At 64.5% G+C, this 20,490-nt stretch carries 20 protein-coding genes and 1 pseudogene; 6 read left to right on the forward strand and 15 right to left on the reverse strand.

The window, feature by feature from the left end; all coding sequences use genetic code 11:
* From VAE53_RS09555 to VAE53_RS09580, 6 genes are all read left to right on the forward strand, one after another.
* Positions 1-768, forward strand: a 768-nt coding sequence (locus VAE53_RS09555; RefSeq protein WP_322819151.1) for a trypsin-like peptidase domain-containing protein, incomplete at its 5' end; no start/stop codon positions are given.
* Positions 769-804: 36 nt separating this feature from the next.
* Positions 805-2,508, forward strand: coding sequence for a glycosyl hydrolase family 18 protein (locus VAE53_RS09560; protein ID WP_322819152.1), 1,704 nt, complete (start codon positions 805-807; stop codon positions 2,506-2,508).
* Between the two features lies 1 nt (position 2,509).
* Positions 2,510-3,067 carry a 16S rRNA (guanine(966)-N(2))-methyltransferase RsmD gene (gene rsmD, locus VAE53_RS09565; RefSeq protein WP_322819153.1) on the forward strand — a complete coding sequence of 186 codons (558 nt, stop codon included), beginning with the start codon at positions 2,510-2,512 and terminating at the stop codon, positions 3,065-3,067.
* Positions 3,067-3,549: a pantetheine-phosphate adenylyltransferase gene (gene coaD / locus VAE53_RS09570; RefSeq protein WP_322819154.1), complete on the forward strand. Its 483-nt coding sequence runs from the start codon at positions 3,067-3,069 to the stop codon at positions 3,547-3,549. Before rsmD ends, coaD begins: the two co-directional genes overlap by 1 nt.
* Positions 3,550-3,551: 2 nt before the next feature.
* Entirely contained in the window at positions 3,552-4,088 is a 537-nt protein-coding gene (locus tag VAE53_RS09575; protein WP_322819155.1) for a hypothetical protein, read from the forward strand.
* Positions 4,089-4,195: 107 nt separating this feature from the next.
* Positions 4,196-4,450 (forward strand): hypothetical protein, encoded by a 255-nt coding sequence (locus tag VAE53_RS09580; protein WP_322819156.1) that lies wholly within the window; start codon positions 4,196-4,198, stop codon positions 4,448-4,450.
* A gap of 118 nt (positions 4,451-4,568) precedes the next feature.
* On the opposite strand, the gene VAE53_RS09585 is transcribed toward VAE53_RS09580, so the two are convergent.
* From VAE53_RS09585 to argC, 15 genes and pseudogenes are all read right to left on the reverse strand, one after another.
* Complete coding sequence (locus VAE53_RS09585) at positions 4,569-5,258, reverse strand: polymer-forming cytoskeletal protein (protein ID WP_322819157.1); 690 nt, start codon at positions 5,256-5,258, stop codon at positions 4,569-4,571.
* 96 nt (positions 5,259-5,354) lie between these two features.
* Positions 5,355-7,799 (reverse strand): leucine--tRNA ligase, encoded by a 2,445-nt coding sequence (gene leuS / locus VAE53_RS09590; protein WP_322819158.1) that lies wholly within the window; start codon positions 7,797-7,799, stop codon positions 5,355-5,357.
* A gap of 118 nt (positions 7,800-7,917) precedes the next feature.
* Positions 7,918-8,403: an MgtC/SapB family protein gene (locus VAE53_RS09595; RefSeq protein ID WP_322819159.1), complete on the reverse strand. Its 486-nt coding sequence runs from the start codon at positions 8,401-8,403 to the stop codon at positions 7,918-7,920.
* Positions 8,400-8,966, reverse strand: a complete 567-nt coding sequence (locus VAE53_RS09600; protein ID WP_322819160.1) for a hydrolase — start codon at positions 8,964-8,966, stop codon at positions 8,400-8,402. The genes VAE53_RS09595 and VAE53_RS09600 overlap by 4 nt, the downstream gene beginning before the upstream one ends.
* A 32-nt stretch (positions 8,967-8,998) precedes the next feature.
* The gene (locus VAE53_RS09605) at positions 8,999-10,639 is read right to left on the reverse strand and encodes an alpha-amylase family glycosyl hydrolase (RefSeq protein WP_322819161.1); all 1,641 of its coding nucleotides are present in this window, start codon (positions 10,637-10,639) and stop codon (positions 8,999-9,001) included.
* A 1-nt stretch (position 10,640) separates the two neighbouring features.
* Entirely contained in the window at positions 10,641-10,994 is a 354-nt protein-coding gene (locus tag VAE53_RS09610) for a hypothetical protein (RefSeq protein WP_322819162.1), read from the reverse strand.
* 24 nt (positions 10,995-11,018) lie between these two features.
* A complete protein-coding gene (locus tag VAE53_RS09615; RefSeq protein ID WP_322819163.1) occupies positions 11,019-12,257 on the reverse strand; it encodes an argininosuccinate synthase in 1,239 nt (412 codons plus the stop codon).
* A 58-nt stretch (positions 12,258-12,315) separates the two neighbouring features.
* Positions 12,316-12,681 (reverse strand): SdpI family protein, encoded by a 366-nt coding sequence (locus VAE53_RS09620; RefSeq protein ID WP_322819164.1) that lies wholly within the window; start codon positions 12,679-12,681, stop codon positions 12,316-12,318.
* Positions 12,678-13,004, reverse strand: a complete 327-nt coding sequence (locus VAE53_RS09625) for a hypothetical protein (protein ID WP_322819165.1) — start codon at positions 13,002-13,004, stop codon at positions 12,678-12,680. Before VAE53_RS09625 ends, VAE53_RS09620 begins: the two co-directional genes overlap by 4 nt.
* Entirely contained in the window at positions 13,001-14,050 is a 1,050-nt protein-coding gene (locus tag VAE53_RS09630; protein ID WP_322819166.1) for a carbon-nitrogen hydrolase family protein, read from the reverse strand. Before VAE53_RS09630 ends, VAE53_RS09625 begins: the two co-directional genes overlap by 4 nt.
* A gap of 18 nt (positions 14,051-14,068) precedes the next feature.
* Positions 14,069-15,268: an acetylornithine transaminase gene (locus tag VAE53_RS09635; protein ID WP_322819167.1), complete on the reverse strand. Its 1,200-nt coding sequence runs from the start codon at positions 15,266-15,268 to the stop codon at positions 14,069-14,071.
* A gap of 61 nt (positions 15,269-15,329) precedes the next feature.
* Entirely contained in the window at positions 15,330-17,375 is a 2,046-nt protein-coding gene (gene ppk1 / locus VAE53_RS09640; RefSeq protein WP_322819168.1) for a polyphosphate kinase 1, read from the reverse strand.
* Between the two features lie 111 nt (positions 17,376-17,486).
* Positions 17,487-18,263: an acetylglutamate kinase gene (gene argB / locus VAE53_RS09645; protein ID WP_322819169.1), complete on the reverse strand. Its 777-nt coding sequence runs from the start codon at positions 18,261-18,263 to the stop codon at positions 17,487-17,489.
* Positions 18,260-19,456 carry a bifunctional glutamate N-acetyltransferase/amino-acid acetyltransferase ArgJ gene (argJ, locus tag VAE53_RS09650; protein ID WP_322819194.1) on the reverse strand — a complete coding sequence of 399 codons (1,197 nt, stop codon included), beginning with the start codon at positions 19,454-19,456 and terminating at the stop codon, positions 18,260-18,262. The genes argB and argJ overlap by 4 nt, the downstream gene beginning before the upstream one ends.
* Positions 19,456-20,486 (reverse strand): annotated as a pseudogene (argC, locus tag VAE53_RS09655) (N-acetyl-gamma-glutamyl-phosphate reductase). The gene argJ and the pseudogene argC overlap by 1 nt, the downstream one beginning before the upstream one ends.
* Positions 20,487-20,490: the final 4 nt, after the last annotated feature.

Consider the following 20,490-nt stretch of genomic DNA (forward strand, 5'->3'; position numbering starts at 1 on the left):
ACCGATGACCTCAAGGTCGTGTTCGCGGACGGCACCGAGCGGCCGGCCGTGCTCATCGGCCACGACCACCCATTCAACGACATCGCTGTGCTTCAGGTTGCTCCAGTTGGGCTCAGCGTCATGGAGATTGGGGATTCGTCGCGCCTCGAACCGGGCGAAATGGTGGTCGCAATCGGGAATCCGCTCGGCGAGCTTTACGGCTCGGTGAGCATGGGGGTCGTCAGCGGCGTCAATCGTTCGCGCATCCTGGACGGAATGCGACACGATGACATCATCCAGACCGATGCGGCGGTCAACAATGGCAATAGCGGCGGGGCGCTCGTCAACCTCGCGGGTGAACTCGTCGGATTGCCAACCACGATCCTGCGCCAAACTTCGGGGGGCCAAGCGATCGAAGGCATCGCCTTCGCCATTCCTTCGAACCGCGCCATGGCAGTCGCAGAAGCGATCATCGCGGCCCGAGGCCCGATTCCACGTCCGACGCTCGAGCTCGAACACATCGACCTCAACGAGGAGGTAGCAGCCCGACTCCCAGCGCTCACAACGAAGTCGGGGGCGGTGATTCTCGGCATCCGCCAAGGCGGGGCTGCGGCCGAGGCGGGCGTTCGTGCTGGTGATGTCATCGTCCAGCTCGGAGACACGCCGGTCGACGGACAGACGCCACTGCTCAACGCGCTCGCGATGCACAGGCCGGGCGACGTCGTCAAAGTTGTCCTCAATCGGAATGGCCGGATAATCGAGACCGAGGTTCGCCTTGCACAACGATGAATCGTCTCGTCATTCGCGCCCGGGAGCCCGCCGCCGATGATCGGTGGCGGCGGTCGCCTGCCTTGGGGAGCGGGCGGAGCCAGCCAAGGTCTGCGTGGCGGGCGGGCCAAGCCTCCGACGGCGCGCATCGCAGCACTCGCAGCCATCCTTTTCGGAGTCGCGCTGCTGGGTTGGTTCACCTATGGCCAGCTGTGCGGCGGCGACGACTGCGTCAGCGTTTACTGTCCATCCAACCGCGACATCGCCGCGCCCGACGGTTACGAGTTCGCCTCGCGGATCTTCGAGCGGAACCCCGAGGCGGTTCCCACCGAGACGGGGTTCGACATCCAGGTCCAGGCCGCCTTGCTCCGTCCGGCCACCGACGGCCGGATGTTGAGCTTTTTTCGTTATGACGAGTCAGCTCAGCGCTGGGAGCCGGTAGCTCCAGCAGTGCTCGACGCTCAGGGCAAGGTGGTCACCGGGACTTTCAAAGACGCGCCAGCGGTGATCGCGGTGCTCCGGCGCAATACACCGGCAGGCGAGGTCGTAGCGTATCTGCCTCATAACGCGCCACTCAATCCCCAAGCGGCCCCACACGTGACGATCGTTCACCCTATCGACTTCGCACCGCTCGCGGACGGGAGCGTCGGCGGGGAGCTGAGTCGAACGGTCGCGCAGAATGCCGGGTACGAGGTGTATCCGGTCGTGGCGGCGAATGCATCGGTTCAAGGACAGGTGGCAGTCGTGGAGTCGCTCCTCGCCGATGCTCGCTCGCGGACGAACCACGTGCAGCAAATCGTCGCCAAGGTCAACGAACTGGGGCTGCCGGGTATCGATATCGCCTACCTCGATTTGCCGGCTACCCAGCGGACGTCGTTCACGCTCTTCATCGGCGAACTCGCTGAACGACTGCATCAGCAAGGCAAGAAGCTCACCATCACGTTACCGTCGCCGATCAAGGCCCAGAATCGAATCGACGAGGGCGCATACGACTACCAGGCGATCGCCGAGCGTGTGGACCTCATCAAAATCGCACCGTATCGCGACCAGGCCACCTATCGCCTCGTCATGCCCGAAGTTCTGCAGTCACTCGTGGACCGCGTTCCGCCTTCGAAACTGGTGCTCACGATTTCGCCCTACGCGACGGAGACTGGCGGTGAGACGATCAACCGACTCACGCTCGCTGACGCGATGAACATCGCAACTCGTGTCTCCATTCGCGCACAGGCCGACGCGATCGTGACCAATACCCAGATCGACGTCGCTGGGACGAACATCGACCGAGACGAGGGGCTCACCGGAGTTCGCTGGTATCCGGAAACGGCGACAGTGGCGTTCAGCTACAAACAGCCTCAGGGTGGCGGCAGCCGGACGGTGTACCTCGAAAATGTATTCAGCGTCGGATTCAAACTCGAGCTCATCCCGACGTATCGACTCGGCGGAGTCGCCATCGAGGATGCGTCCGAAAACGTATTGCTCGGAGATATATGGCCTGCCGTCATTCCGTTCGTCACCAGTGGCCTCCCGACGCTGCTCCAGCCGAATCCCGAGGACCTCAAGCCACGCTGGTCGGTCAGCGGCGGCACGATCGAAGACACCGGGCGAGGGTCGGCGCGTTGGTTCACACCTGCCGAGCCGGGGAACTACACGATTTCGCTCACCCTCAGCGATGGAGCAGCGCTCTTCGAGAACTCGGTCGACGTCGTGGTTCGGCCACGCCAGTCGGCAAACCCAACATCGACCCCGACCACGAGGAACTGAAATGACCACTCGGGGCGTGCGGGTTGCCGGCGGCAGTGCTCGCGGAGTACCACTCGCCGAACCGAAAGGGATTCGGCTTCGGCCGACTTCGGGGCTCGTGCGGGAGGCGATCTTCAACATCCTTTCCACGTCCGTCGAAGGTGCCCGCATACTCGACCTTTACGCTGGGACAGGTGCGCTCGGAATCGAGGCGCTCAGCCGTGGCGCAGCTCGAGCGACGTTCGTCGAAGGCGAAGCTGCCTGCGTCGACGCGATCCTGCAAAGCCTCGCGAGGACCGGATTCAGCGACCGCGCAGCGGTGCTGCGGACCCGACTTCCGGGTGCCCTCGACCGCCTCGATGGGCCGTACGACCTCATCTTCCTCGACCCGCCCTACGACGATCCGGCGCGGGAAGAAGTCCTGGCGCGACTGAGCCGGTTACTCGCTCCGGGTGGTCTGGTCGTCTACGAGCATGGAAGTCGATACAATCCGCCGGTGCGGCCGCTGGGGCTCGAACTCCGCGACCGGCGCGTTTACGGTGACACCGCCGTCGCGTTCTACCGCCACTTGGAGGGGTAATGAGGATCGCAGTCTACCCGGGCGGGTTCGACCCGGTCACCAATGGACACCTTGACCTCATTGTACGCATGACTCACCTGTTCGACAGGGTCATCGTTGCCGTGGTCAAAGGGCGGGACAAAGCGACGATGTTCACCTGGGAAGAGCGCATCGACATGGTTAAAGAGGCCGTTGCGAACCTCCCAACCGTCGAAGTCGAGGGATTCGACGAAATGACCGTCGAATTCGCCAAGCGGAAGGGCGCGGTCGCCATCGTGCGAGGTATCCGGGCCGTCAGCGACTTCGAGGTCGAGTTCGACATGGCGATGATGAACCGCAAAATGGCGCCTCACCTCGAGTCCGTCTTCCTGATGGCCAATCAAGAATTCCTGTACATCAGCGCGAGCCGAATTCGCGAAGTATCGCGCCTCGGGTACGATGTTGCCGACTTGGTGCCGCCACATGTTCGGGCGGCCCTCCGCCGAAAACTCGGCCAGGAGTAGCCGTGAGCCCGGAAGGGGCGCAGCTCGAGTTTCTAGAGCTCATCGACGAGCTGGAACAGCTCGTGCTCGAATCGCGCCGCCTGCCCGTTGGCGGGAACCTCGTCGTCGATCGGCGGCGCCTGCTCGACCTGATCGACCAGCTTCGGCTCGCCATTCCGGCCGACCTGAAACAAGCCCGCCAGATTCTCGAAGCTCGGCAACAGATCATCGACTCGGCCCACCAAAGCGCGCGACGTACTATGGAACGCGCCGAGCTGGAGCGCGCGCGGATGCTCGACGAGCACGCGGTAACGCGGGCCGCCGAGGAGCGAGCCCAGCAGCTGCTCATGGACGCGGAGGCCCGCGCCCGCCAAATTGTCGCCGAGGCAGATGCGACCGCTGCAGCCCACCTGAGCGAAGCGGCCGAGGCAACGCGACAGGAGCTGGAAAACCTCAATCGTTACACCCGAGAAGTCCTCGGTCGCGTAGAGCGATTGCTCACTCAGCTGCTCGGCTCCGTACAGGAAAACCTCGAACAGCTCGACCGCGAATCGAATTGAGCAGACTCCCCCAAAGCCTTTGTCCTTGCGAATCTAGACGCGCTATATTTCACAGGAAGGTTCACGTCTTGCGATGTGATAGAACGTCGATGAAGGAGTTCCGAGACATGGCAGTGTTTTCGGTCATCAAGGACAGCGAAGCCCCACGACCAGCTCGCCAGACTGGGCGCCTTGCCGCTCGCATGCGTGAGTACGAGAAGTACGTGGAACAGGTTTCGCAGGGAAAGGTGGGGAAGCTCGTCCCCTCACCCGGAGAAACCCCTCGGGCCATTGCCATGCGAGTGAGCCGGGCAGCGCGCCGGATTGAAAAGAATGTCAACACGTGGGTGGTCGACGGGGTGGTTTATTTTACGGTCTCCTGACGAACTTCGAAGGCGCGGCTTGGCGGATCGACTGGCGTCCACACCAAGCCAAAGGGGGATTCGCTCGATGGCGAATCCCCCTTGTTGTTATGGCGGCGGAATTGGTTCGAGTGAGCGCTCAGCGCCGCTCGGCGACCGCCGCTTCAGCGTCGCTGGAAACCAGCGCGAACGAGGGTGCCTCGCGCCGGGCCCGGGCCGGCGTTTCGGCCGGAACCGCCTCGGAAGTCCGAGCGGTCGAACGGGTCACGAGGTCGCTGCTCTTTTGCGTTGTATCCACATTGCCGGAAAGGGAAGCCCCTTCCTCGACCACGAGGATCGGGGCGCGGATCGTACCTGTCACCACCGCCGTCGACGTGATGGTCAGCCGCGCAGTGCATACCACGTCGCCTTCGACCCGCCCCTTGATGGTCGCCTCGCGCGCATGAATGCGCGCGCGAGCCGCCGCATCCTTTTCCAAGGTGAGCATGCCGCGGCAAATCACCTCGCCGCTGACGGCACCTTCGATGCGCAGGTCCTGCTCGGTCTCGAATCGCCCGTCGAACGATGAATGGCGGTCGATGGTGCTCTCGCTTCGAACCGGCGCCTCCGCCCTGGGGTCTTCGGTGCGAGGATTCGGGCTTGCGGGGCGGGGTGCCGTACCTCGGACATACGAGCCCTCGGGAGCGGTCGCCCCGTAGAGCTCGGAATCGGCGGCGGGCCGTTCGTTTTCGTACCTGGTTATCGTTTCGGGGTGGTAGCCGACTTCGCGGGGATTCTTCTTGATTTGCATGAAGTCTCCTTCGAGGGCGAGCGCTTGCGGGCTGCGCATCCCCTCCACGTGAACCCTACTGCCGCGGCCACGGAACGTCCACCCACGAATGTAAACTCCCGGTGATTTTGATGGCTAACCTGAGCGACAAAACACTCAAACCACCAGGTTGACCAGCTTCCCGGGGACATAGATGACCTTCCGCGGCTGCCGGCCCTCGAGCACAGCAGCGATCCGCCCGAGATCGCGCGCTCGGGCAACCACGAACTCCTCGTCGGCATCAGCGGGCACAACCAACCGGTCGCGAACCTTGCCATTCACCTGGACGGCGATTTCCACTTCGACATCGCGCGCGAGCTCAGGGTTCGCCTCTGGCCAGGGCTGGAAGTGGATCGAGTAAGGACCGCCGATGCGTTGCCAGAGCTCTTCGGTGATGTGGGGGGCGAGCGGCGCGGTGAGGAGCAGAGCCGTGCGGATGCCCTCGTCCCATGCTGAGCGGTCGACCGGCCCACTTTCGCGGGCCCGGTGGAGCGCCGACGTGTGCTCCATCAGGCGCGAGATCATCGTATTGAAGCGGAACTGCTCGATATCTTCGGTCGCCGAGATGATGGTCTTGTGAGTCATGCGGCGGAGCTCTCGCGTCGCCGGGGCGTCCGGTGCATCGGTCAACTCAACGTCGTCGACAACGAGCGACCAGAGTCGGTGAAGCCACCGGCTGATGCCAGCCATGCCCGTGGGGTTGTACGGGCCGCCCTGGTCCCACGGACCGACGAACATGAGCTGGCAACGGAAGCAATCCGCGCCCCACTGGGCGACCTGCTCGTCCGGGGCGACCACGTTCCCGCGGCTTTTCGACATCCGGTTGCCGTCGGGGCCCAGGATGACACCTTGATTGAAAAGCCGAAGCATCGGCTCATCCCCTTCGACCATGCCGAGGTCGCGAGCTGCCTTCCAAAAAAAGCGCGTGTAGAGCAGGTGCATCACCGCGTGCTCGGCGCCGCCGGTGTACTGGTCGACAGGAAGCCACTTGTGCGCGAGCTCCCTTCGGAAAGGCGCTTCATCGTTGTGCGGGTCGATGTAGCGCATCTGGTACCAACTCGAGCACATGAACGTGTCCATCGTGTCCGTCTCGCGCCGAGCAGGACGCCCATCGATCGGGCACGGCACATTGACCCATTCCTCCACCTGGGTGAGCGGCGACTGGCCCGTGGGGTCGAACCGAACATTCTCGGGGAGAAGGACGGGCAAATCTTTCTCGGGCACGGGAACGATCCCATGGTCCGGGCAGTGAATCATGGGAATTGGGGCACCCCAGTAGCGCTGCCGGGAGATTAGCCAATCACGCAGTCGGTAGGTAACGGTCGCCCGGCCGATGCCCTGCTCCTCTGCGAAGGTGACGACGCGGCGAATCGCCTCCTCGGCCGGCGTGCCATCGAACGGGCCGGAGTTGATCATCCTGGTACCGCGGGTGAACGCCGCCTCGAGCGGCTTCGTGACGTCCACTTCGGGGTGGTCGAACACAGGGACGACGGGAAGCCCGTATTTTCGCGCGAACTCGAAGTCGCGCTGGTCATGCGCCGGGACGGCCATGATGGCCCCGGTCCCGTAGGTGACCAGTACATAATCCGCGATCCAAATTGGAATACGTCGACCGTTGAACGGATTGATCGCGTATGCCCCGGTGAAAACGCCGGACTTTTCCCGTTCCGTCGAAAGGCGCTCGATTTCCGTCTCTCGGCTCGTGCGAACCCGATACTCGTCCACCGCCGAACGCTGCTCTGCGGTCGTGATCCGTTCGACCAGCGGATGCTCAGGTGCGAGCACCATGAAGGTGGCCCCGAAAACGGTATCGGGTCGAGTGGTGAACACCTCGAGCGGCTTTTCGATGCCAGGTACGTCGATCGGGAACTCGAGCGTTGCGCCCTCCGAACGTCCGATCCAGTTTGTCTGCATCACCTTGATTCGTTCCGGCCATTCGATTCCGTCGAATCTGAGGAGCTCTTCAGCGTAAGCCGTGATGCGGAAAAACCATTGCGTCAGGAAACGCCGTTCCACGATGTCGTCCGAACGTTCGCAGCGGCCGTCGATCACCTGTTCGTTGGCGAGCACGGTCTGACAGCCTGGACACCAGTTGGCCGCTGCCTCGGCGCGATAAGCGAGCCCTTTTTCGTAGAACTTCAGGAACCACCACTGCGTCCATTTGTAGTACTCGGGGTCGCTCGTGATGACTTCGCGGTCCCAGTCGAAGGAAGCCCCCATCATGCGGAGCTGGCCGCGCATCCTGTCGATGTTGGCGTATGTCCAAGCCTTCGGGTCGATACCACGCTTGATGGCGGCGTTTTCGGCTGGAAGACCGAAGGCATCGAATCCCATCGGGAAGAGCACGTTGTAGCCACGCATTCGCCGGTATCGGGCGGCCGCGTCGCTCGGGGCCATCGCGTACCAGTGACCAGTGTGAAGGTCCCCCGAGGGATACGGGAACATCGTGAGGGCGTACCACTTCGGGCGGGGGTCGTCGTCCGGAGCATGGTAGAGGCGATCGGCGAGCCAGCGTTCGCGCCATTTGGCTTCGATCACGGCGGGGTCGTAGCGTTCGGACATGACCTGCGGCTCCAGTGAGGGTCGTACCGGTGGAGGTAAGGGAATCGAAACGCCCCGCCGCCTCAGCGGCTGCGGGGCGAACGAAGGCGGGCCCAGATGTTCGGTCCCATGGCGAACCTCATGATACTGGCGGCCCTTCCGAAGCGTCACCGCCGCTGGCGCGCCCGCCTTCTATCGAGCGGCGCCATCCCCGCGGCCGAGAACGTGCGAGTACCCAGTCACTGACCGGCGCAAGCTCGAGAAGAAGAACCACCATGACGGCGACGAGGCAAGCCAGGAGGTACATTCGACTGGCGATGGCGAGCCCGAGGGCTGCCATCATCCAGATCGTCGCAGCGGTCGTCACACCGTGCACCGAGCGCCCCCGCTGGAACACGATACCCGCTCCGATGAAACCGATTCCTTGCACGACACCAGCGGCGACGCGGTCGTCGCCGAGCTCCAATGAAACAGCGCCGAAGAGGGTTGCGGCACCGCACACGAGCGCGTTGGTCCGAATGCCGGCCTCGTGGCCGCGGAACTCACGTTCGAGGCCGACGAAGGCCCCGAGGACCAACCCGAGCAGGACCCGGACGAAAACCGCGAGCTGTTCTTCTGCGCTCACGGCTGATAGTGGGCGACGAGGAGCGTCTCGAAATTTCGCGCCCTCGAACAAACGCGGCAGGTGAGATACCAGGCGAATATCTGGTCGGGTTGCTTGCCGTAACGCGCCTCGGCCTCATCGCGAAATCGGCCGGCCGCACGCTTCAGCTCGCCCCAGGGCGCTTCCAAAAGTCGCGTGTAGGCGAAACCTCCGGGGCGAACGACGGCAGTCGGCGCCCCATCGCCTTCGACTTCCAGCAGAACGCGGCGCCGAAAGGCGCCTTCGCTGATGAGAAGCATCGGGTCTTCGGGAACCCGCAGCCCCAGCTCTGCCGCGCGGGCGAACAGTGCCTCGCGCGCCCGATCCAAACCGATGGGCACGCCCGCGATCGCATTGACGTTCGTCGCAAGGAAGGCGATGTCGCCCCAGTCACTCTCGACGGCGTCCCACTCGGTGGCGTCGAGGACCGGACAATTGCACGCCTCGTCGGGTTGTCGATCACCGGGTTGTTGCGAGCGCGCGCTTCCGAGAGCGGGGCGGCCGTCGCCGCCGGCAAGAAGAACCTTTCGCCGAGGGCCAGTCACACCGGGGAGCATAGCAGAGGGCAGCGTCCAGCTCAGCCCTCCGTTTCGATCGCCCACACCGCCCCGAGAGGCGGGAGCTCGACACTGCCTGACGCGAGCAGGCCTTCCATCGCCCGGTTGGTGCACAACACGACGCGTCCGCGCGTGAATGGCAGCTTGGCAATGGCCGGCTCGGCGCTCGTGTTGATTGCCACCGCGACCGCCGGCGTCCCTTCCTCGCTTCGGCACCAGCTGACGACGCTATCGTCACTGCTTAGCGCACTGAGCTTGCCGCGGCGCACCGAGGACAACTCTTTTCGTAGCCAGATTGCGCGTCGGTAAAGCTCGAGGAGTGAATCGGGGTCGCCATCTTGCTCGGCAACGTTGGGCGACTCAGGGCCAAACGGCAGCCATGGCTCGCCTGTCGTGAATCCACGCCCAGGAGAAGCATCCCACTGCATCGGCGTCCGCGCAGGATCTCGGCCGATGGCGCGGAATCGGGCTGGGTCCCGCTGTCGCTCCGGTGGGATTTCGACGTCGGCCATCCCGATTTCTTCGCCGTAGTAGATGAACGGAGTATTCCGGAGCCCGAGCAAGAGCAGTACCGCGGCTCGCGCACGTTCCCGACCGCGGCCGTCGGCATCGTGGCGCGAGACGAACCGCGAGCGGTCGTGGTTGTTGAGCGCGAAGCAGGGTTGGCTGAACTCGGGGACAGATCGCTCCGCGTTGGCGATGATGCGGCGCAACACGGGCGCGTGCCACGGGGTCGGTTCGTGGCCGCGTTCGTGAATGAAGTGAAAATTGAACGCAAGGTGGAGGCCGGGCTCCTGAGGGTCGCCGTAATAGCGGGCGATCTCGTCCGGCGTTCCGAAGACTTCTCCCACGGCCACGCGGTCGGGGAACTCGTCGAACACGCGACGGATGCGGCGAACCTCGGCGTAGACGTCGGAGTAATTGTGGTTGTAGACCCACAGTTGGCTGAAGCGCTCACGGTCGCCTGGGCGCCACTCCGGATTCGGAGGGTTGTCCGGCAGTTCGGGGTGCTTGAGGATGCGCCCAACGACATCGATGCGGAAGCCGTCGACCCCGCGCTCGAACCAAAACCGGAGCGTGTCGAACATCGCTCGTTCGACCTCTGGGTTGCGCCAGTTCAGGTCCGGCTGTTCTGCGAGGAACGAGTGAAGATAGTACTGGCCAGTGACTTCATCGAAGGTCCATGCCGGCCCGCCGAAGACCGAACGCCAGTTGTTGGGTGGTGAACCGTCTGGCTTCGGGTCGCGCCACACGTACCAGTTACGCTTTGGGTTGTCCCTCGAAGAGCGAGATTCGAGGAACCAGGGGTGCTGGTCGCTCGTGTGGTTCGGGACCCAATCGAGGAGCACACGGATGCCGCGCTGATGACAAGCCCGAATCAGTCGATCCATGGTCTCGAGCGTCCCGAAATCCGGGTGCACGTCGCAATAATCCGCCACGTCATACCCGAAATCGGCCATCGGCGACGGGTAGGTTGGCGAAAGCCAGATGGCATCGATCCCGAGCGATCGGGGCGTGCCGTCGTTGAGGTAGTCCAAGCGCCGGATGATGCCTTCGAGATCGCCGATGCCGTCCCCGTTCGAATCCTGAAAGCTTCGCGGGTAGATCTGGTAGCAGACTGCTTCGCGCCACCACTCCCCGCTCGAGCGTAGGACAGTCATGTCAGGACGTCTTAGCGGCAGCTCGGACCTCCGCGAGGAGGTCGGGGTGCTCGTCGAGAAACCCGTTGGACACCGTGACGATGGATTCGAAGGGCGCTCGTCCTTCGATCACGCGCTTCAGCCATGCCTCGCCCACGAGTCGAGCCAGCTGGTCGCGGGCTTCGGATGTGTCCTCGCGACCGAGTTCTGCCAGCAGGCGGCGGGCGGCGGGCGCGTTCAACAGGATGGCGACTTCGCGCGCTTTCCAACCAGGTACGGTAACGAGGAAATTCGCCTGTGAGAAACCGAGGAACTCCGTGTCTGGACTCGGACCCTCGTAGCTGATCGCCCCGGCGGGTTCGGTGGCAACGGCCATGTCGTGGTTCCCCTCTGTTCGATGTCAGTCGTGCTGATGCGCCGTCGCGATTCGGAGCGCCTCGGGAAGTTCCGCCAGGAGCTGCGTCCGGACCTGCGTTCGGGTTTGCAGCCCCCAGATATTGATGAAGCCCACGGCGGCCGACTGGTCGTATGTGTCGCCCCGATCATAGGTAGCGAGGCCTCGGTCGTACAGCGACCGAGCGGCCCTGCGTCCAACGACGAGGGCCCGGCCGCGGTGGAGCTTGACGCGGATGGTACCGGTCACGTGGCGTTGGGTGCTCGCCACGTAGGCTGCGAGGTCCTGGTGATGGGCGCTGAACCAAAGGCCGTTGTAGATGAGCTCTGCATACTCGGTAGCGATGAGTTTCTTGAGCCTGAGCTGCTGCTTCGAAAGCGTCATCGCCTCGAGGGCGGCATGGGCAGTGTGGAGGATGGTCGCCGCGGGCGCTTCGTAGATCTCGCGGCTCTTGATGCCGACGAGCCGGTCCTCGATGTGGTCGATGCGACCTACGCCGTGGAGGCCGCCAAGGTCGTTCAGGCGCTCGACCAGCTCGACCGGCCCGAGGGCCTCGCCATCGAGGCGAACCGGGAGACCGGATTCGAACTCGATCTCGAGGTATGCCGGCGTCGCAGGCGCTTCCTCCGGGTCACGCGTCCATTCGAACGCCTCGGGGGGCGGTTCGGCCCACGGGTCTTCGAGGACACCGGCCTCGGCGCTTCGGCCCCACAGATTCTCGTCGATGCTGAACGGCCCCTTCGCACCCCATGGAATGTCCACCCCGTGCTTCTTGAGGTACTCGATCTGGTATTCGCGGGGCATCGCGTTCTCCCGGGTGGGAGCGACGATCTTGAGGGAGGGGTCGAGCGTCTGGATACCGACATCGAAGCGCACCTGGTCGTTGCCCTTCCCCGTGCAACCGTGCGCCACCGCCACCGCGCCCTCCTCGTGAGCGACATCCACGAGCAGCTTTGCCATCAAGGGCCGAGCGAGGGCCGTGGCGAGTGGGTACTGGTCCTGGTAGACAGCACCAGCAGCCAAGGCCGGAAATGCGAAATAGCGGAGGAAGTCCTCGCGCGCATCGATGACGCGCACCTTTACGGCGCCGGCGGCGAGGCCACGAGACTCGACGACAGGTTGCTCGCGGCTTTTCCCAACGTCGATGTTCAGGGCGATTACCTCGTAGCCCTGTTCGACGGTCAGCCATTTGATGGCAGTGGTGGTATCGAGGCCGCCGGAGTAGGCGAGGACGAGTTTCGGCACAGCTGGTTCCAGTCCCGAAGCGAAGTGGGTACGCCAGTAGTATCGCGCGGGGGCGCCACTAGTGCGACTTTGCGGACCGCGTGCCGATCAGCCAGCCACCGATCGCGCCAACCAGCGCTACCGCCGCGAGCGTCAGCAAAGCGCCGATGGCAGCCAAAGGCGGAAGCCGACCAGCGGTCGCCACGCCCGCCAGAAGGAACCCACCCAACCCCTGGACGATGCCAGCCGCGATGAGGATCGGGGCGGCAGCGCGGTGGGTGCGGTACCAGTTTTCCTCGTTGGCCATGGTGAACGAGGTGCGGATGCCAGCCCATCGGTTGGGGCGAAGTCGCCCCTGGCCGCCGAGCCAGCCCAGGTAGACCAGCGAACAACCCGTCAGGCCGACCAGGAGGAACAGCGCCGCGAAAGCACGGTCATCGCTCACCGCGTCCCTCCGATTCCGTTCGGGCGACGGGAAGAGCGACGAATCGCAATCGCGCCCGACACGGCGACTGCCACCGTCATGGCCGCCAGAATGAAGAGCAGAACCGCGGCAAAAGCGCCCGGGAGGGCAGCGGCGAAGGCAAAAGGCGCCACCGCCAACCCAGAAGCCGCGAGCGCGACACCGGCAAAAACGAGCCACGGACCGGGCGTGCGGTTCAGTGGGCTCACGCCGGCTTGGGTCTTGATAGTCCGCCACCCGAGCGCCGCAAGTGAAAAGCCAATGGCAGCGACGATGAGGAAGGCGAGGCCGACCAACGCGCTCACTCGCCCTCCCCGAGCAGCGCAGGCGCCGTATCCGCAAGGGCAGCTCGAAGTTCGGAAGCACTTCGCAGGGTGCCATCGTCGAGCGCTGCCTTCACGCGTCGGAGCGCTTCGTCAAGGCCCGTCGCTGGTTCGAACCGAGCCGGGCGTTTCGCTTGGGTGTTCACCCGGAACTCGAAGACGTCGGGGCGGCTGTAGTGACCAGCATGGTCTGCGATCATCCGCTGCAGCATGACGCGACCGAGATTCGCGTTCGCGATCAGAATGCCTTCCTCATCGAGCAGTGGCCCCGCCACGATTTCGCCATCCGGGCCGACGATGGCGGAGTGACCGTTGAGCGGCTTCATCCCGGCCGCGCGGACTTCTTCCGGCATCTCGTGCTCCCGCAGGAGCCCTCCAGCCATCACGACGTACGCCGCAGACTGCATAGCGAACGCGCGCGAAAGCACTTCCTGGCGGGTGAAGGTGGCGCCCGGCCAGGCTGCGGCGTGAATTTGCACGCCCTGGGCGATCAGCGCATAGCCGGGCAGCACCATCTGGTGCTCCCAGCAGTTCAAGCCGCCGAGCCGGCCGTAGGGCCGCTCGTAGACCCGCAGCGTGCTTCCATCGCCTTCGCCCCAAACCATTCGCTCGTAAAAGGTCGGCTTCAGCTTGCGATGCTTTCCGAGGATGACTCCCTCGCGCCCAATGAAGAGGAGCGTGCAGTAGATGGTTCCCTGCGTAACGGCGTCCCGCTCGGCGATCCCGATGGCGACATCGATTCCGGCCCGCCGAGCGGCAGTGCAAAGGGCCTCGGTGGCGGGGGATGGGACCTCGACAGCGTTGAGGATGTAGCGGCGCAGGAGCCCGCCGATTCCGCCGGCTCCCCGCCGCTCCGCCCAGCCGGCATAACCCGGAATCCAGGTTTCGCCAAAAACCGCGAGGTCGGCGCCCCGGCGAGCCGCCTCCTCGATGAGCCGGCACGCCTTCTCGATGCATCCCTCACGGTCGAGGAAGACTGGCGTCGCCTGCACGGCGGCGAGAGTGAAGTCGCGAAATTCGTCGCCCATCGTTTCTCTCCGCGGGAGCTATTTCGGTGGGGCATCGAGCGAGGCAATGGCCGCCTCGAGGATGTCGCAGGCGCGGTCAATCTCCTCGTCCGTGACGTTGAGCGGCGGAAGCAACCGAATGGCATCCGGGCGAACGTTGTTGACCAGCAGGCCACGTCTCCGGCACTCGTCAACCACCTGTGCAGAGCATTCACGGGCGAGCCCGATCGCGAGCAACATCCCCCTTCCGCGGACCGAGGTTACGAGCTCGTGTCGGTCCTCGATTGCGCGGAGCCGCGCGAGCAGGCGCGCAGACGATTCGCGTGCGCGCGCGAGAAAACCCGGCGCCATGACCTCGCGCAGCGTGGCCAGCGCGGCTGCGGTCGCGAGGGGATTTCCACCGAAGGTGCTGCCGTGGTCCCCCTTGACGAAGTGAGCCGCCAAGTCCTCGCGGGCGAGGATGGCTCCAATGGGGACGCCGCCCGCGAGTCCCTTCGCGAGCACCAAGATGTCTGGCCTCACGCCCTCGTGCTGGAAGGCGAACAGTTCGCCGGTGCGCCCGATACCGGTCTGAACCTCGTCGAAAATCAGCAGCAGCCCGCGTTCGGTGCACCACTCGCGGAGCCCGGCCAGGTACCCCGGCGCGGGCATGTTGACCCCACCCTCACCCTGAATCGGCTCCACCATCACCGCGACGGTGCGCTCGCTCGTCGCGGCGCGCACGGCATCGAGGTCGTTCCATGGAACGATGGCGAATCCCGGAAGGAGCGGTTCGAAGGGTTCGCGGTAACGGGCTGTGCCGGTCGCGGAGAGGGCACCCAACGTTCGACCGTGAAAACCGTCTTGGGTGGTGATGATTTCGTACGCGCCGGCTCGCGTGTCGCGGCCCCACCGTCGGGCCAGCTTGATGGCCGCCTCCACGGCCTCGGTCCCCGAGTTGCAAAAGAAGGCCCGATCGAGGCCGGAATGCTCGACGAGCATGCGCGCCAGCTCGATCATCGGCTTGGTGTAAAAGAGGTTGGAGGTGTGAATCAGCTGTTCGGCCTGCTCCGCGACTGCCCGCACGACCGCCGGATGGCTGTGACCAAGCACGTTGACCGCGATGCCACCGACGAAGTCGAGATACTCGTTGCCATCGACGTCCCAGACGCGCGTGCCCAGTCCGCGTTCGATCACGACCGGCTGACGCCCATAGTTCTGGAAAAGGTAGCGGTGTTCTTCGGCGATCCAGTCGGTCATGGCAGCCTCCGTGGCCATGGTACGGCCTTGGCAGGCGCCACGAAACCGGAAGACCACGGACTTACGAAAACGGCGCGCGCTCGAGAAGGAGTGCCTGGCAACCTGGCCCCGTCGCCGACTCGTCGCGGTGCCAGTCGCGGTCGTGCAGGTGCCACCCCTGGCGGCGGTCGGCGAGCTGCAGTTCGAGCAGTTCGAGGAGTTGGGCGCGATGGTCGGGCGCTCGGACAGGAGCGAGCACTTCGATGCGCTCGTCGAGATTCCGTTTCATCAAGTCGGCACTCCCGATGAAAAACTCCGGGTCGCCGGCGTTGTGGAAGTAATAGACGCGCGCATGTTCGAGAAACCGTCCGATGATACTGACGACGCGGACGTTTTCGGAGAGCCCAGGCAGGCCGGGGCGGAGCCGGCAGATGCCGCGGATCACGAGGTCGACCTGCACACCGGCCATGGCCGCTTCGTAGAGCAATCGGGTGCATTCGAAGTCCTCGAGAGCGTTCATCTTGAAGATGAGTCGAGCGGGGCGACCGGCGCGAGCGTGGGCGATTTCCCGCTCGATACGTTCGACGATCGATGACCGAAGGTTGGATGGTGCGGCGAGTACAACGTCGGTTCTGAAATGTTCGCCAAAACCGGTGAGGAGGTTGAAGATGCGGAGGATGTCCCCGCAGATCCCGGGGTCGGCGGTGAAGAGACCAAGGTCGGTGTAGACGCGAGCCGTCCGAGAGTTGTAGTTCCCGGTCCCGATGTGGGCGTACATGGTAACGCCGCTTGGCTCTTCGCGGACAACCAAACAGATCTTCGAGTGGATCTTGAGGTCGGGTTGACCATAGGCGACATGAACCCCAGCCGCCTCGAGCTTGCGTGCCCAGAGGATATTGTTCGCCTCGTCGAAGCGTGCTGTGAGCTCCACCAAAACGGCGACTTGCTTGCCGCGCCCAGCCGCATCGATGAGCGCCTCGAGAATGGGCGAGTCCGGCGAGGTGCGATACATCGTCGCCTTGATTGCCAGGACGGCAGGGTCCTCAGAAGCCTCCTCGACGAAGCGGACAACCGTCTCGTCGAAGGACTCGTAGGGATGATGGACGAGGAGGTCGCGCTCGCGGAGGGTGGTGAAAAACTCTGCGGCGTCCCCTGTTCCGGCGAAGGCCGAAGGCACGGCTGGAGCGAAAGGGGGGTCGCGAAGCTCGGCAAGCTCGAGGCTGGCGAGCTGAAACAGGTCTTGTAGCCCCAGCGGACCGGCCGAACGATAGACCTCGCGTTCCGTCACCTGGAGCTCCTCGAGGAGCAGCTCCATCCGCGAAGGCGGGAGGCTGCCAGTGACTTCGACGGAAACCGCTTCTGCCAGGCGGCGCCGGCGGAGGGCACTTTCGATAAGTTCCAGCAGGTCGTCCGCTTCCTCGCCCGGTGTGCCAGTCTCCGCACTTCGAAGGACGCGGAGCTCCTGACAGTCGGTCACCTCCATACCGGGGAAGAGCATCCCGACGTGCGCGGCGATCAGGTCCTCGAGGAGCACGAAGCGGAGGTCTCCGGCATCGACGAAGCGCGGCCGATTGGGCGGCACCTTCACTCGGGCGAATCGGTCCTGGCCGGTCACGGGGTGGCGCACGTTGAGCGCCAGCGAGAGGGATCCGCCCGAGATGAAGGGAAACGGATGAGCCGGGTCCACAACCAAGGGCGTGAGTACCGGGAATATAGAGCGCTCGAAGTACTCCTGCAGCCGCTGCTGCGCTTCGGGCTCGAGATCGACGAATCTGACCACCCGCACGCCATGGGCGGCGAGCTGGGGCACGAGCTCGATTCGCCAGACTTCCTCGATTTCGTTGCGCATCCGGTGACAGCGGTCGATGACGAGCTCGTACTGCTCCGCGATCGTGAGCCCATCGACAGTACGCGCTCGGGCGTCAGTCGCGAGCATTCGTCGCAACCACCCCACCCGTTTGGCGAAAAACTCGTCGAGATTGCTCGCGGTGATAGCGAGGAACTTGACGCGCTCCAGGAGCAGATTGCGCGGGTCGCTTGCCTCGGCGAGGACGCGCTGGTTGAACTCCAGCCAACTCAGCTCGCGGTTGAGATAGAGCTCGGGATCATCGAGGTCACGGGCGTGCAATGGTTCGCCATCCGATATTGGGCGAATGGATGCCGGGGGAGAAACGGGGTCGGCGCCTTCCATGGTGTCGTGCGAGTCCCCCAAGGGTAACACGCGAACGGGCCGCGAATGTTAAGACACTGCAGGGATGATGATGGTCCCGGCATTATCGAGCGAGCGAAGGGCCCCCGGCACGCGCCCGTCGACAATCTGCACTTCAACGCCAAGGCCGGCAGCGTGGAGACAGGCTTCGATCTTGGGGATCATGCCACCGGAGATGGTCCCATCGACAACGAGTGTCCGGGCACGTGCGGCATCGAGCCGGTCGATGCGCTCGCCATCCGGCCCGCGGACACCCTCGACGTCGGTCAGGAACACCAGCCGGCGCGCCCCGACGGCAGCCGCGACGCTTGCCGCCACCGTATCTGCATTCACGTTGACCAGCTGGTCCGCCGGTTGGCTGGGCACGCAGCCTATGGAGCTGATGACAGGCACCAGTCCCGCGTCGAGCAATGCCCGGATCGGCGCCGGGTCGACTTCTAGCGGCTCACCGACCAAGCCGAGCGCCGAGTCGGCGATTCGGCACCGGAGCAGACGGGCATCGGCCCCAGAGATCCCCACCGCTCGCGCACCAGCGGCATCGATCGCCGCGACAATTCGCTTGTTCACGAGTCCGGCGAAGACGGCCACGACCACGGGTAGCACGCGTTCGTCGGTCACTCGGAGGCCGCGCTCGAACCGCGAGGGGATGTGCATCGCGTCGAGCCAGCGGCTGGCCTCTGCACCGCCACCGTGCACCACCACCGGGACATCGCCTTTTCGGGCAAGGGCGGCGATATCGGCGTAGGTCGTATCGGTCGCCCCGAGCGTGCTTCCCCCAATCTTGATGACGAAAGGTCGGTGGCTCACGTGTGGTAGTCCGCGTTGATCGAGACGTACTCGGCAGAGAGGTCACAGCCCCAGCCGGTCGCTGCTTCGCTACCAGCCCCGAGATGGACGCTCACCGAAACCTCCGGGCCGCGCAAGGCGAGGGAAAGCGCCGCAGGGTCGAACGGAGCAGGTCGAGCGTTCTCGAAGACGCGAGTACCGCAGAGATCGATGGTCACCGCATCCTCTTCGAACGTGACGCCCGATCTGCCGACGACGGCGGCGATGCGGCCCCAATTCGGGTCAGCGCCGTGGATTGCCGACTTGAGCAAATAGGAAGTGCTGAGGAGGCGCACCAGGTGGCGGGCATCCTCGACGGTGGCTGCGCCCGTGACGGTGAACTCGATAAGCTTGGTTGCGCCTTCGCCATCGCGAGCAATCTCCCGAGCAAGGTGAACGCAGAGCGAACGAAGCGCGAGTGCGAAATCCCAGGCATCGGGCGACTCCGCGGAAATCAACTCATGGCCGGCTGCGCCGTTCGCGAAAATGATGGCGGTATCGCTGGGGCTGGTATCGCCATCGACCGAGACGAGGTTGAAGGAATCGTCGACTGCCCTCGCGAAGCACACTTGGAGGAAGCCTGGCTCGACGGGTGCATCGGTCGTCAAAAAGGCGAGCATGGTCGCCATATTCGGATGGATCATGCCAGAACCTTTGCAGGCGCCCCCGATGGTATACGGACCGAAGCGAACTGCGCCCGTCTTCGGTCGGGTATCTGTCGTCATGATCGCCCGCGCGAACGAGGGACCGCCCTCGGGCGTGAGCTCGATCGCCGGCATCGCGGATGCCAAGCGGTCCATCGGCAGGTAGTGACCGATGACGCCAGTGCTACAGACGAGCATCTCTTCTTCGGGGAGGCCGGCACGGGCGGCGGCGAGCCGGGCAAGCTCGTAACCATCTCGCAAGCCGCGTTCGCCGGTACTGGCGTTGGCGACGCCCGCGTTGACGACGACACCGCGCGCCGCTCGCGCGGCGAGTTTTGCGCGGTTGATCTCGATCGAGGGTGCCCGCAGCCGGCTGCGGGTGTAGACAGCTGCCGTCGCGCAGGGGTAATCGGACGTGAGCACCGCCAGATCGAGCTTGCCCTCGCCGTAGGTCTTGACGCCGGCAAATGTCGCGCCAGCGCGGAAGCCGCGCGGCGTGGTGACGTGCCCGGAGGGGTCGACCGCGAACATCAAGGGTAGACCGCCGGCAACTGCAGCCCGGCCGTCTGGTCGATGCCGAGCATCAGGTTCATGTTTTCGATGGCTTGCCCAGCGGCCCCTTTGCCCAGGTTGTCGAGGACGCTGGCGACGACGAGTACGCCATTGCGAGCATCGACGACAGGGTGGACGATGCAGCGGTTCGTACCAAGGGTGTGCTTGGTGTGAGGCGGCGTCCCCGACACTGACGTGAAAGGCGCATCGCGGTAGAAATCGCGATAAAGCGCGAACACATCTCCCTGCGAAATGGTGCGTGCGAGTGGCGCGTAACAGGTCGCATGGATGCCACGGGTCATTGGGACGAGGTGGGGCACGAACGTGACCCGTGGTTCGACACCGCCGCGCAAGGCACCGAGTTCCTGGGCAATTTCGGGCTGGTGATTATGGTTCGCGATCTTGTAGGCGGACACGTCCTCGTTGACCTCGCTGTAACCGAACCCGCTACCACCACCCCGCCCGGCGCCGGAGATGCCGGACTTGGCGTCCACGATGATCGACGGCTCGATAATCTCCGCCGAAACAGCCGGAGCGAGGGCCAGAATGGCTGCGGCGGGGTAACAACCAGGGTTGGCCACGAGCCGCGCCTTCCGAATGCGTTCGCGGTTGAGCTCGGGCAGGCCGTAGACGGCCTCGGCCAGGAGGTCGGGCGCGGGATGCGGGTTTCCTCCTCCCATCCATGCTTCGAACGCACCGGGAGCCTTGAGCCGAAAGTCTGCAGCGATGTCGATGACCGGAATCCCCTTGCGGACAAAAGGAGCACAGGCCTTTGCGCTCTCGGCGGTGGGAAGCGAAGAGAAGACGATATCGACGTCGGTGTCGATTGCCTCGTGATGGTGAGCTCGTCGTAAAGACCGAGCGACGGGAAGGCTTCGCCGAGCCGTTGGCCAGCAAGCGAGCGACCGGTGGCCGCAACGAGGCGGGCCGCTGGGTGGCTCCAAAGAAGGCGCGCCGCCTCCAGCCCGGCATAGCCGGTGACGTTGATGATCCCGACGCGGTAGGTCACGGGG

Origin of the sequence: Tepidiforma sp. (assembly GCF_034432735.1) — a bacterium.
Taxonomy (GTDB): domain Bacteria; phylum Chloroflexota; class Dehalococcoidia; order Tepidiformales; family Tepidiformaceae; genus Tepidiforma.